The following is a 12098-nucleotide window of genomic DNA, read 5'->3' as shown; positions in this document are numbered from 1 at the left end:
CTTACTTCTTGATTGGCCGGGCTAACGTTACATCGCTACCGTTCAATAAGCTATAAAAGGCGGTGCCAAAGGTGCTTTCGTTAACCTTGTCGCCGACACCACCTTGCTCAATGATCTTGGTGGCTTTACCTTGCCATTTGCCTAGCAGAATGGCGGTATGCCCGTTGTTGCCGGCCCCGGCGCCTTGATTAACAATCACAATATCGCCGGCTTTCGCGTCATTTTCACTGATTTGTTTCAAATATTGATGGCTACCTTTGGCGTCACTAGCCATCGTGCCGGTAAACCAGCCCATGTTGGCCGGTACCTTGTAACCAGCTTTATTAAGCGCTAACCAGACAAAGCCCGAACAATCAGTTCCACCAGTTTTGCTGGGATTCTTTAAATCACTGCCTAAATCGGGGCTGGGGTGGGTTTGAACATAGTAGAAATCGCCTTTCATACTTTCTGCGTTTTTAACGATACTACCGCCGGAATAGCTCGGGTCACTATCACAACCTAGATCGGTCAGATCGCCGGAACTCGCATTGTCTAACGTATTACCGGCCACGGGATCACTCGCCCCAAACACGGAATACCAGTGATCGGCATAACCGTATCTTTGGCTTAAATACCATTGTTCCGGGTTCTTACTCATACCCTCATAATCCATTAACCAGGATTTGGTCGCTTTATGCACGTCCGTATATTTAAAGATCTGCTTGTTTGACGCATAGTAACTACTGTTCAATTCTTGGTCGAGATAATCCAACTGTACCCCGAGATTGGTCGCTGGTTTATTTTCTTTATGGGCTAAATCTTCCAGTTTATCTTTTCGACCACCTAACCACTGGGCTAAGCCCGTGGCCCCGGAACTGGAATTAACGGACTTAGGATCAAGGCGACTTTCTAGTTGTAAGACCCCCAAGATACCGGCGGCCGCTTGTGGGGTGGCACCATACTTTTGTTTCCAGTGGGCATAGATGTTTTTGGCATTTTCTGTCATGCTCTTACTATCTAATTGCGTTTCTGTAGTGGTTGAGTTATCACAACTGTTTTCTTGCAATTGACCTGTTACTGCCGCAATTAACAAGATGATTAGCAGAATGGCGCCGCCCACAATATAAGCAATCAACTTCCACTTCTTTTTCTTATATTCGAAAGACAGTACTTGCATTTAATCACCCACTTTGTGCTTGGCCTGATCGACTTGTTTTTGCGCTGCTGATTGGTCACTCTGCGCATTCTTTAAGTCCGACTTAGCCGAATCCACCTTCTTATCTTTATCCTTATCTTTACTGCCATCAATCTTGTTGGCGTCATCTAACTTCTTTTGGGCGTCGCTAACTTCGTTCTTAGCGGCATTGAGACTTAACAGGGCTTTTAAATACTTAGCTTTAGGACTATTCACACCGGCTAATTTGGTTTGGACGGTCTGGGCGTCTTGCGTATCGTTATGGGCTAGGAAGGCTTGTCCCATTCTCAATAAAACATCAGCGTTCGTCGTAAAGGATAATTGGTTATTAAGCGTATTGGTATCATAATTAACAATCGCTTTTTCGAGTTTCAATTGATCTTTTTGCTTGCTTGTCGCCTTAGTTGGCAATTCCCACTTGGCAACCTGCCCGCTATCCTTGTTGGCATAAGCCGTGTTGACAACCTTATTCAACTGGCTTGGGTCAACGTTTAAGGCTTGCTGGTACTGACCATGCTTTAAAAAGACATTGACTTGCTTAGTTGCAGGATAGCCGGCTCGTTGCATATCTTTTTGTGCTTCTGACCACTTATGATCATTTAAAGCGGTCTGAATTTGACCGCTATATTTTAATCGCGTGACTTGGGCTTGGTTCTGGTTAGCTAAGCTTTGATACTTTCTTTCGTCACTTTTATGGACTAAGCCGACGGCCAAAACGGCCACAATCGCCACTCCGGCCACACTCAACCATAAACGTTGTTTGGTTTTCTGCTGGGCCGTTTCAACTGCCTGCCATTCGTGATAGCTCACAAAGTCCTCAATGCCGTTAACCACTTCCGTTAACTCATTTAACGACGTAGCTTTAGCTACTTGTTGTAAATAGTCGTCCGGGTGTTTGGCTAGGGCTTCTTTAGGATTGCTTAGTAGCCGTTCATAGGGCGTCCCCGTCAAACAAAATAGAATCAGCGCTTTGTATTTGGCTAAATTGCTATGTTTATCATCATAAGGCATGAGTTCATTGGCCCGGTAGGCGTACCAAACATGTTGCATGGGGTAATACCACAGGTTAGCTGGGTTCAACGCAACGTGATACTGGCTATCGTTAACCACCTTTTGCGCCATAATTTTCTTGGCAATCGCTGACCGGATCGCCTTATTTTCCTGCGGTAATTCCTTTAATGATCTGACCTTATCCGGCAAGGTATAAGTTAAAACGACCTTCTGGCCTTGCTCAACCACGTTGACTAACTGCAAGAACTTGGCATCAGCTTCCTTTAATTCGTTTAGCTCACTCAACTGGTCATATCGAAACTGATTGTGATTGAGTTCGAGAATTAACTGGTTTCCCTGTCGCTTGAAGGTGCCAACCTCGATATTCAATAACTGGTTTGGTTTACTCATTTAAAGTCCCTCCTTCCTCCTCGGTGGTAGTTAAAGCGTCAATTTCACTGGGAGTTAAGATCACGCGCTTTTGATAATCCGGTTGTTCGGCTGTCTCACGATTGTATTTTTCTTGGTAAGCTTCTGGGTCGATTAGTCGTAATTCTTCTTCGGTCAATTCAACTTTCATAAAGGCGCGTTGGCTACCATAGATCATCAGGGCTTCGCCTTGTCTACGACGTTCTAGTAGCTTCTTTTCTTTATCCGAGAACGTCATTCTTAACTTGGTAATCACATCATCAACGCCTTTACCGTCAAGACCAAAGAATACTTTGGTATAGGAGTTCCCAATAATTGCTTCCCCAATGTTCTGCCCGGTATCTGTCGTGCCTTCGATCACATCTTGAATTTGCTGTGTTCCGGCGATCGCTCCGGCATTGTACTTTCTAAACCGCTTGTATGCTTGGTGGAAAAAGGTGGCGGCCGCTTTGTGCAAGGTCAAAAAGTGAAATTCATCAACAAACAATTTCTTGCGGCTATGCCGATCTTTGGTGATTTCGTCCCACAAATACTGGAAGGTATTCAAGTAGGCCGCTGATTGGACTTCCTGTTCACTTTGTAGGGGCTTTAAATCAAAGGAAATGATTTTCCCTTTTAAGTTAACGTTGGTGTGGCCGTCAAATAGGCTGTTAGAACCATGGGTATAACTACCTAAGATGTAGTAGAAGTCTTTAACCCGATTGAATTTGTCGGCGTCCTTATCTGCCAGTTTCTCCAACTCGTCATAAACATTGGATAAGGTCGGCCACTGATCGTCTTTAATTTCTTTTAAGCGGCTATATTTTAAAATGCCACTGTTGACGTAAGCTTGTTTAACGACATCATCAAGGATTGCCAGTTCAACTTGGGTAATCCCGGTTTTAAGGACTTCAAAGAAACCTTTCAGACGTTGAATTTTATCTTTTACCAATTCATCAAGATTTGTCACGGCTTCATCAGCACTCAAAATTTCCTCGGAAAAGATTTGCATTGGATTAATTTTGTACTTAGCATTAGAAGTTAGGTGCAGGACTGCCCCACCTAGGGCTTCGACAATTTTGGTATATTCATTTTCTGGATCAATGATATAAATTTGATAGTCTTGAATGGCATATCTTAAAATCTTCTGGATCATGTAGGTTGTTTTACCCACACCGGAAGTACCAATAACAACCATATTCTGGTTCAAGGTCTTGTTACGATCCAACATATCAACTGCAATTAAACTATTTGTGTCCTTGTTGACACCCTCAATATCACTTCTTGGTTTCAGGTCTAGAATTTCTGCGTCGTCAAATGGAAACATTGAGCTAGCAACCTCGGTATTGCTTTCCTTATACGTATAATCACTCATTAAGTTTTCATTAATCGGCATTGTTGACCAAAAAGCTTGGAAAGTTGCTTTAACGGGCACTAAGGGCTTCATTTGTATTTTAATCAACGTATTCTTGACGTTCTCGGTTAAGTCATCTAATTCTGCTAAACTGTTAGCCCGCAGATAAACCAACATATGTTGATAGACAAATGTGGTAGAATTATCAAGGTATTTATCTAGTTGCATGTTGGCTGAATCAATATAATTTTGCAGAATCTTCTTTTTATACGGGTCGAACGTATTCAGCTTCTGCGCTTCCTTATTTTGAATCGTCTTCTTGTAATAGGTAATCATTGAATTGTTACTGGCGCTCTCGATATACTGCACAATATCGATAACGCCTTTTTTGCGCTTCAATTCTGATAACCAATTGCCATACACCCGCTTAGGATAGTCAGCGATTGCTAACACCCGAATAAAATTCTCACCCGACTGGACGTAGGTAGGGTACTGTTCCCAGCTAAACGGGAATAGTGAATGCAAGCTATCGCGATCAATCAGCTTGGTAAAGTCTTCAACCTCCGGTTTTTGTTTATTAACCGCTGGTTCACTATTTTGCTGACTTTCTTTCTTGGTTGGCATGAACAAATCAATGACTTTATCACCAAAATTCATTTTGTTTCCCCCTATCCATTAAAATTGATCAAGTTCTTTAAAATCTCTTGGACTTCTTGACTAGTCAACACTTTGGCCGTTACATCAAAGTCCGTTAACGCATTTTCAATATCCCGCTTAACCTGTTCGATCTTTTCGTCTAAATGAGTGACCGCTAGGTTTAAGCTCTTAACACTTTTGTCTTTAATTGGCACCTTAACGATTAGCAGATGTTGCTTAGTTGTCATGTTTTTGGATTCTTGGACTTTAGTAAAGTGATCCAAATAACTGGCTATGAGCTGGATTTTGAACTGTTGCTCGGGGTTATCTTTTTGTAAAGCGAGATACCGCCGTTTGAGACCATTGAGATAAGCTGTCATATTGACGGGAATTGTCGGCTCTAAGAACTGTAAGGTGTCATCAACCCCTTCACCTAAGGTACTCATGAGAAAGGCGCCATAGTCCTCAAAGACGTCTTGCTGTTCGGTTTCATTAAGTAGATCAAGGTTGATCCCACTAACTTCCAAAATGCCAGCGAGATTACCCGTTTTGGTAACTTCGTAATTACCATACATACCCACCACCAAGCTCATGTCATCAATGGTTTCTTTGCCACCATTGATTTTGGGCGGTTGGTAATCCCAATCTAGCCTGGCTGATTTATTGGCGATTTTGTTCTTCTTCAAACGCATTTAGTTCACCTCGCTTCTTCGGTTTTAAATAAAACAGTTTCTGACCATTGGCATAGCGGCGTTTCAGCTTAAAGTTATCCCGCACTTTAATATTCTTCCGCGCCGCAACTGGCCTAATTGTTAAAATAGCCATGACAATCGTCATGGCTAAGACAACAATCACTATTTTTATCAGGACTAAGATCAGACCATAGGGTGGGATTGCAATAAAAATTAAGCCCACTAGTCCTGCCAGCGCCGCATAGCCAAAATCCTTCAAGGTGTAGTCTTTCCAGATCCCGTAATCTTTATCCACGTTTTCTGGGAAGATAAATTCTTTGCCTTTCTTCATTTGGCAGGCTCCTTTTTAAATTAGGTAAATAGACTGTAAACCCAAGGTAAGATCCAGATAATGGCCGCCGCCAAGGCCACTAAGCCAGCTACTCGACCAACCGCGTGGTAAACTTCGGACTTTTCCCGGGGATCGTCTGCGTCAGGCATTCTTTTGATAATAATAAATAGCGCCACACAAATCCCAACTAAAACGACCAATCCGGTTAAAATACCTTGAATCGTCTTACCAGCTTGGGTGAGCTTGCTTTTAACTTCGCCACCGCCCGCCGCCAAAACAACCTGGGCGTTCATTAAGCCCAAATAAATCGCAGTAGCTCCAGTAGTTGCTAGCGCTTTCATTTTTCTGTATTTTGACATGTTATTCCTCCTTCCTATCGTCTTCTGATGTTCGTAATTGAATTTGTTCTGCCTGCGTTTCTTCTGGCTCACGCTGATAGAACTTGTTCAATTGTTCCTCGGCAATTTGCTGGCTTGGTAATGGGTCGGTGGCTAATCTGACGTGGCCATTTTCACTCGTGGCTAAGTAATACTCTTTTTCTGACTGGCCTAACTCTTGGGTCTCTAGGACATGCAAGTTATGTTCATAACGGCCTAAGGCGTTATCAACTTCTAAGCCATAGAAGCCTAAGAAACCTTCCAGGAAACTCTCACCAAAAAAGGTCATTTCATTTCTGATCTGCTTATATTGATGGGTCGGTTTGTCACTCACCAATTTTTCGGCCTTTTTGGCGTTCTTGCTGTCTTGATGACGATTAAACCAACTACTGATTTTTAATGGGTCGGTCTTAATCTGACGCTTAACGGTATTTTTGATTAATGCTTTCCGTACCTCGTCAATTGGTTTACCTTCCTGTTTCAATCGGTCTTGTAACTTGTCTTGATCCGCCAATTCTTGTTCGTCTTTAACCACGATAGCTTTCTGGCCATTATGAATTAGCTTGCCATTAATGCCCTGCCAGCTTTCTACTTTCATTGGATCACCTCCTTTAAATCAATCGGGATAATTGTTCTCTGGACGTTCCCCTATCCCGCCCTGTAAAATGGATTATTAGGAGGGTGACACCTAGAAGGCGTATTTCTAGGTGCTGATCCCCGTTAGCAACTCTACTGCTGACGAGGACGCCCTCTTTTTTTATATGCTTCTTAATCCACTCTATCCCTTCATCAGATATTAACTTGCTTTTCCCAGAACCAAGCATTAATTCTTCCGGAAACTCTTCTCTATGTCTGCTCAACCAAGCACTAACATAGTTGCGCCCATGTCCTAATTCACGACTTGCTTGTGCTAAACTATGCCATTTTTGTTTGTTTGCCACATGCGGATTCTCCTTTCTTTATTTTAGCTTTAGTTTAGCACATAAATAGGTGCATTGATACCATTTAATTATTACATTTATCTTACAAGTGCATACCCCCATCTTCATGCCGGTTTCGAGTTTGGTGTTGCCGTTGCTTTTTCGTCATTTCCCACTCAGTCTCCTTTAAACCTTGCGCCTGTCTTTGTCGTTGGTAATCTTCATCACGAGCATATAGAACAGTCATGATCGCGTCACTAAAGGCCGTCTTTAAGTAATAGTCTGGACTAACTGGCTTGTAATTTAGCGGTTGATAATGTCCGATATTTTCTTTTCTGTACTGGTCGTCCTTGGCTTGTTGCCCTTTTAACTGCTTTTGGATTTTCTCGATCTGACTGTTCTTAATCGTCGGATCGGCTTTGCATTCGCCAAAAAAGAGTTGTTTAGTGCCATCATGCTTTAAAACCCGTTGTAAGTGATGATTTTCTAACTGATCTAAGCTAAGCTGTCCCGATAAATAAGCTAGTCCTTGTTTATGTTCTTGGGGACTGAACACCTGTGGTGGATTTGCTTGCCACTGTTCAATTGTTTCAGCCTGACATGGCTTTAAAACAGGATCATAGTACATCACGGCTGTATAGGCTTGTTCCTGTTTAGTCATTGGTAATTCATCTAAATCGCCTTTGGGAAAGGCCCTTTTCAATACTTCATGGTATTGCGTTTGAATAACTTGCTTAACAGCCATGATTGTTCGCAAATCTTTGACTGCGCGAGTAATCTTTTGCTGCTCGGTTGGTGAATACTTTTCTAGTAGACCTTGATCAACGTGTTCTAGACTTTCTAAGCTATCATCATGAATCATCAGCGTATATTTAAGCTCGATTTTGACTTCCTTTTCTTGTTGCATTAATAACTTAAAACCAACGTATGGCCGCTTAGTAAAGGTCAATAATTGTTGGGTCAACAAATCATCACGAATGTTCATTAAACGTTCGTTTAATTCACTACCCTTGAAAACTGTTTGTTCGCTATCGGTTTCCTTAATTAATTCTCGTCTTTCAGCTTGCGTGGTCTGTTCAAAATTAAGCTCTGGATAAAGTTTTTTAGTCGTGCGATCAACCACTTTATTTAAGAGTTCATCTGCTTTTTTGAGTGAGCTTTCTTGTTGGTTAATTGTCAATAATTGTTTAGTCACATCTTCACCAACCGCATGTTTAATTAAGGTGCTGTTTTTCCAATTAAATAGCATGCGCCGCTTATCATCTAAGTGCTCCAAACTGATATAAGTTTTCAGTTCATGGCTTAACTCTTTAACTACCCGTTTTTCATTAAACGAGAAGTGTTTACTTAGGCTATCTAAATGACCTCTATTGATTACTTTTTCTTGGTTATTTTTATAACTGGCTTTGGCCTTGCGATAGTCCTTAACTTGTTGGTTAAATTCTTTTCTTTCATGCCGCTTACTATTGATTCCCTCATGTTGCATTGGGGTATCATCTATTCCCTCCTCGATAAATGATCTTTCGCTGATCCGATCGGGAATATTTTTTTGCTCTAAAACTTGATTTACACTAACCGCCCAATTGTGCCGCCATTCAGTTATTTTTTCTTTTTTATCCCAATCAACCAACCAAATTTTTCGGTTTCTCACATTCCCTGCAGGGGTCTTAGTTTTATTACCATGACTATCTAAAATGTATTCGGTTTTTGTTTTCTGTCCCCAAGTACCATCGGGGTTAAATGGGCGATTGGTTAACATCACATGAGCGTGCGGATTATCTGGGTGGTCGCGATGAATTGCTACGTCAGCTACCATACCTTGATCGACAAAATTTTCTTGCACATATTTTGTCAGTAATTCTTTCTGTTCGGATTCACTTAATTCTACCGGTAAAGCCACGTTAAATTCTTTTGCATACCGTGAGTTTGATTTACGATCTTTCTTTTCAACTTCATTCCACAACTGCTCTCGATCACTCGCCCATTCTGGCGCATTTTCGGGAGTTAAAATAAAGCTTTCTGGCATAACCGAGCGGGCATAAAAATAGTGTCGGCCTTCTTGATTATCAAATAATTTTTCACCACTTCGATAAGCGGCACTGGCAATCGCACTTCGTCCTTTACCAGCACTAATATTACTAAAACTCATGTGAAAGATTGCCATGTCAGTCACCTTCTTTCTTTGATTCTATGGGCTTGACTTTGTTGTCGCCATCGGCGACTTCTAATACAGGTTTTAATGGGTTTAGCACAACGTCATCAAAGATGACGTGTAAGTGCGCATTGACCTCGTTTCACTCAGTCTTCTGATTCTCTTAACTTTAACTTAGTGTATGCCTTCCGCTTCGCTATTTCAAATTGTATACTTTGACTTAACGTTTCCCTCATGATATAGTTTCGATGATTATTTCTAATATGATTGGAGGGATCGTTATGTCTCAAAGTAACTTAGAAAAACAAGAAGCTAAATTAAAAGCCCTTAATCAAAAAATTAAGGACGAAAAAAATAAGATTGAACAACGGCTAGGTAAACAAATCATCAGTCAAGCCAATTTAGATTATGCTAATTTGTCTAACGATCAGATTAAGCTTTTAGCCAAGCAATTTTCTGAATTTTTAAAGGTAAATCCCGTAGATCATTAGCCATACGAGATGGGGAAATTCCATGTCTAATCAATATGAAAAACTAGTCGAGCAGCAAGCGCGTTTAAAACAAAAAATTGAGCGGGAAGATTTTAAATTACGGCAATCTAAATACTATGAAAATCGACAAGCCCGCAAAGCCCGTTCTCGCCGATTAATTCAAAAAGGGGCTTTATTAGAAAAGTACTTTCAAGCTAATAACCTCTCGGTCGAACAAACCGAAGAACTTTTAAAAACATTTGCTGACTATGTTAACGCCAATAAACCGGATAAATTAAAAAACGATCAACCTAATAACTAGGCCGATCGTTTTTATTTTCAGGATTGTTTTTTGGCTTAACTTCTGGATTGTGTTTAGCAAAGTCTTTTAACTGTTTTTGAATTCTTTGTGTAAGCTCTGCTTTACTTTCTTTGTGCTTCCTTTTACTTGATCGCTGTTGAATTATCTTTTGACCCTTACCTCTTCTTTTTGATTTTAGGTCAAGCGTAAAATCTGAAATTTTATTTTGATCTAGCTTACTTAAATGACCGATTTCTTTAAAGTTTAAACCGGCTTTGGGAAAGCGATAAATATTACCAAGATCGACCCAGGAAGGTTTCTTCAACCCAGCGGATTGCCAATCTTGAATCGGATAATATTGTTGCTTGATATAAGCCGACTTCTTTTCATACTGACTAGTAATTTTAAAAGCCTCGACCGTCTGTTATGATACCCGACGAATTAAAACTGGTCGAGACTTGCCATCGTTAGTTTCTACAAAACTAACGTATAGGCTGACTAAGTCATTAGTCCTCATCTGGATCGTTGAGCCAATCAGCGACCTCTTTAGCGTCTTTGAACTCGGTGACTGGTGTCCCTTCGGTCGCCTTTAAAAAGCGTAAATTAGCTCTTTCTTCTTCGCTTAAAGACACATTAAAAGGTAAAGCACCATTAGCAACAATCCGCTTGTAAAACATGTTAATGGCCGTGGTTGGATTTAAGCCCAATTCGCTTAAAACTGCTTCGGTATCATCGGCCAAATCTTTATCAATCTTGACTTGGACCCGTTTCTTTTCCTTAACTGCCATGATTGTCTCATCTCCTTCATTTTACTACTACCATTATACTACCTCTTGAGTACCTTATCAATAGATAAAGCCCTAGCCTCAAATCACTTGAGCTTGGCGTTGATCTGAAGGCTAAACTTTTGAGCTGGTTAGCCTGGTTAGCTCTGGCACTCCTTTAAAAGCCCCTATTCTTCTGTTTAAGCCATTTAAATCTAGCTTAAGCATAAATAGGTTAGCAAGTCTTAAAACTGCTTAGAAAGGATTTTGTAGCCTTTTAGGACTAGTAGTACAACCCACTGTTATCGTTGTCGGCCGACTTTTCTTCTTCGGGGTGTTTGGCCGCATATTCTCTAGCCGCTTGTTTATTCCACCAAACGCCAAATAGGTTTTGCATGGTGCCGTATAAGTAGTTCTCAACATTCTTGATGTGCTTCTCATTGCTTCTCAGGGCGTTAAAGTACCGTCTCAAGGCTTTAGTCATTAAAGGTTTCAGTTCCTCATCATCAAGTGGGATTATGACACCAATATCTTTGTGATCTTTCTCAACTCGGTACTTAGCATTTAAGATAATGCCAATGAAGCGCCGCATTTGTTGCGGAGTGCGGCACCAGAAACTTAGTAATTGCACGGCTTCGGGTTCTAAGAAAACCGGTAAGCCACTGTCTTCATCAGTTAAGAAGTCATTAGCATGGTTCACCAAATCCTGGTTTTGTTTTTGAATTTCTGCTGGTGAAAAATGGGCTGTGGAAAAGTCCAACTTTTGAGTATCTATATTGTATCTATTAGTATCTAAGTTATTAGTATTATATAGATTGTGTCTCATTTGTGCTAGTCCGCTTGTATCAAGGGTTCCAGCCGTTTCTTGTCGAGCTTGCATTTGTGCTAGTCCGCTTGTATCAAGGGTTCCAGCCGTTTTGATTTTTTCTTGTCGAGCTTGCATTTGTGCTAGTCCGCTTGTATCAAGGGTTCCAGCCGTTTTATTAGCGAAATCCTGTTTAATATACACGTCTTTTGCTGTAACTTCCAAATCAGCAAGGTAAAGTCGATTGGGTAAATTTTTCTTTTTCTTGGGATCAAATCCTTGATTGATTTGGAATAACAGTCCTGCTTCTTCCAACTCCTTTTTTACTTTTGATATTTTTCGGTCACTCCAACCAAATAAATTTTGTAATTCATGATTGGTAAAAATAAAGTACACTCTATTTTCATCATCTATCCAATTATTTTGCAATGAGTATTCCAAACGATCACGCAAAACTACATAACCTAATTTCGCACTGTCACTTAGTTCTTTATATTTTTCGCCATATAATAATACCTGTGGTAGTTGAAAAAACTTAGTTCCATAAGCATTTTGTGATTGAATAAAATTAAATTGTGTCATAATAAAAACTCCCCTTCTTGACTGACACACGCTGTCTCAAAAGAGAGTTGCTAAAACATTTGATTTGCTTTAAAATACAAATCTGATATGCTCTAACTGAATTACAAAGCGAACATTGGTCGTGATCGGCTTTGTAGTTTCA

At 40.7% G+C, this 12098-nt stretch carries 13 protein-coding genes and 1 pseudogene; 2 read left to right on the top strand and 12 right to left on the bottom strand.

Translation table 11 applies throughout. The features are described 5' to 3' along the window. Position 1: 1 nt before the first annotated feature. From PECL_RS09225 to mobQ, 9 genes are all read right to left on the bottom strand, one after another. Positions 2-1156 (bottom strand): phage tail tip lysozyme, encoded by a 1155-nt coding sequence (locus PECL_RS09225; protein WP_014216299.1) that lies wholly within the window; start codon positions 1154-1156, stop codon positions 2-4. Then, complete coding sequence (locus tag PECL_RS09220; RefSeq protein ID WP_014216298.1) at positions 1157-2575, bottom strand: type VII secretion protein EssB/YukC; 1419 nt, start codon at positions 2573-2575, stop codon at positions 1157-1159. It lies immediately after the preceding gene. Continuing rightward, the gene (locus PECL_RS09215; protein ID WP_014216297.1) at positions 2568-4583 is read right to left on the bottom strand and encodes a VirB4 family type IV secretion system protein; all 2016 of its coding nucleotides are present in this window, start codon (positions 4581-4583) and stop codon (positions 2568-2570) included. The genes PECL_RS09220 and PECL_RS09215 overlap by 8 nt, the downstream gene beginning before the upstream one ends. An 11-nt stretch (positions 4584-4594) precedes the next feature. Next, a complete protein-coding gene (trsD, locus tag PECL_RS09210; RefSeq protein WP_014216296.1) occupies positions 4595-5254 on the bottom strand; it encodes a TrsD/TraD family conjugative transfer protein in 660 nt (219 codons plus the stop codon). Beyond that, positions 5223-5585, bottom strand: a complete 363-nt coding sequence (locus tag PECL_RS09205) for a hypothetical protein (protein WP_014216295.1) — start codon at positions 5583-5585, stop codon at positions 5223-5225. The genes trsD and PECL_RS09205 overlap by 32 nt, the downstream gene beginning before the upstream one ends. A 20-nt stretch (positions 5586-5605) precedes the next feature. Then, entirely contained in the window at positions 5606-5944 is a 339-nt protein-coding gene (locus PECL_RS09200) for a CagC family type IV secretion system protein (protein WP_014216294.1), read from the bottom strand. Position 5945: 1 nt separating this feature from the next. Then, complete coding sequence (locus PECL_RS09195; RefSeq protein WP_014216293.1) at positions 5946-6560, bottom strand: hypothetical protein; 615 nt, start codon at positions 6558-6560, stop codon at positions 5946-5948. A 13-nt stretch (positions 6561-6573) separates the two neighbouring features. Further along, positions 6574-6903: a hypothetical protein gene (locus tag PECL_RS09190; RefSeq protein ID WP_014216292.1), complete on the bottom strand. Its 330-nt coding sequence runs from the start codon at positions 6901-6903 to the stop codon at positions 6574-6576. 82 nt (positions 6904-6985) lie between these two features. Further along, complete coding sequence (gene mobQ, locus PECL_RS09185; protein ID WP_014216291.1) at positions 6986-9046, bottom strand: MobQ family relaxase; 2061 nt, start codon at positions 9044-9046, stop codon at positions 6986-6988. Between the two features lie 251 nt (positions 9047-9297). Between mobQ and PECL_RS09180 the strand changes: the two genes are divergently transcribed. Together PECL_RS09180 and PECL_RS09175 are read left to right on the top strand one after the other, a co-directional pair. Next, a complete protein-coding gene (locus tag PECL_RS09180) occupies positions 9298-9525 on the top strand; it encodes a hypothetical protein (RefSeq protein ID WP_014216290.1) in 228 nt (75 codons plus the stop codon). A 22-nt stretch (positions 9526-9547) separates the two neighbouring features. Next, the gene (locus PECL_RS09175; RefSeq protein WP_014216289.1) at positions 9548-9826 is read left to right on the top strand and encodes a hypothetical protein; all 279 of its coding nucleotides are present in this window, start codon (positions 9548-9550) and stop codon (positions 9824-9826) included. Here PECL_RS09175 and PECL_RS10320 read toward each other — a convergent pair. The 3 genes and pseudogenes from PECL_RS10320 to PECL_RS09160 all read right to left on the bottom strand — a co-directional run bounded on the left by PECL_RS10320 (position 9816) and on the right by PECL_RS09160 (position 11956). After that, positions 9816-10322, bottom strand: a pseudogene (locus PECL_RS10320) (hypothetical protein). The gene PECL_RS09175 and the pseudogene PECL_RS10320 sit on opposite strands and share 11 nt — an antisense overlap. Beyond that, positions 10312-10593: a type II toxin-antitoxin system RelB/DinJ family antitoxin gene (locus PECL_RS09165; protein ID WP_003646131.1), complete on the bottom strand. Its 282-nt coding sequence runs from the start codon at positions 10591-10593 to the stop codon at positions 10312-10314. The pseudogene PECL_RS10320 and the gene PECL_RS09165 overlap by 11 nt, the downstream one beginning before the upstream one ends. 259 nt (positions 10594-10852) lie before the next feature. Further along, complete coding sequence (locus tag PECL_RS09160) at positions 10853-11956, bottom strand: replication initiator protein A (RefSeq protein WP_014216287.1); 1104 nt, start codon at positions 11954-11956, stop codon at positions 10853-10855. Positions 11957-12098: the final 142 nt, after the last annotated feature.

This window comes from Pediococcus claussenii ATCC BAA-344, from assembly GCF_000237995.1.
Taxonomy (GTDB): Bacteria; Bacillota; Bacilli; order Lactobacillales; family Lactobacillaceae; genus Pediococcus; species Pediococcus claussenii.
Note: the sequence above shows the minus strand (reverse complement) of the source record. Positions and strands in the feature narration are given on the sequence as shown.

Coding starts and splice junctions, on each gene's coding strand:
- trsD (WP_014216296.1), bottom strand. CDS start 5,254: ATGCGTTTGAAGAAGAACAAAATCGCCAATAAATCAGCCAGGCTAGAT.
- PECL_RS09220 (WP_014216298.1), bottom strand. CDS start 2,575: ATGAGTAAACCAAACCAGTTATTGAATATCGAGGTTGGCACCTTCAAG.
- PECL_RS09215 (WP_014216297.1), bottom strand. CDS start 4,583: ATGAATTTTGGTGATAAAGTCATTGATTTGTTCATGCCAACCAAGAAA.
- PECL_RS09205 (WP_014216295.1), bottom strand. CDS start 5,585: ATGAAGAAAGGCAAAGAATTTATCTTCCCAGAAAACGTGGATAAAGAT.
- PECL_RS09200 (WP_014216294.1), bottom strand. CDS start 5,944: ATGTCAAAATACAGAAAAATGAAAGCGCTAGCAACTACTGGAGCTACT.
- PECL_RS09195 (WP_014216293.1), bottom strand. CDS start 6,560: ATGAAAGTAGAAAGCTGGCAGGGCATTAATGGCAAGCTAATTCATAAT.
- PECL_RS09175 (WP_014216289.1), top strand. CDS start 9,548: ATGTCTAATCAATATGAAAAACTAGTCGAGCAGCAAGCGCGTTTAAAA.
- PECL_RS09160 (WP_014216287.1), bottom strand. CDS start 11,956: ATGACACAATTTAATTTTATTCAATCACAAAATGCTTATGGAACTAAG.
- PECL_RS09225 (WP_014216299.1), bottom strand. CDS start 1,156: ATGCAAGTACTGTCTTTCGAATATAAGAAAAAGAAGTGGAAGTTGATT.
- PECL_RS09165 (WP_003646131.1), bottom strand. CDS start 10,593: ATGGCAGTTAAGGAAAAGAAACGGGTCCAAGTCAAGATTGATAAAGAT.
- PECL_RS09180 (WP_014216290.1), top strand. CDS start 9,298: ATGATTGGAGGGATCGTTATGTCTCAAAGTAACTTAGAAAAACAAGAA.
- mobQ (WP_014216291.1), bottom strand. CDS start 9,046: ATGGCAATCTTTCACATGAGTTTTAGTAATATTAGTGCTGGTAAAGGA.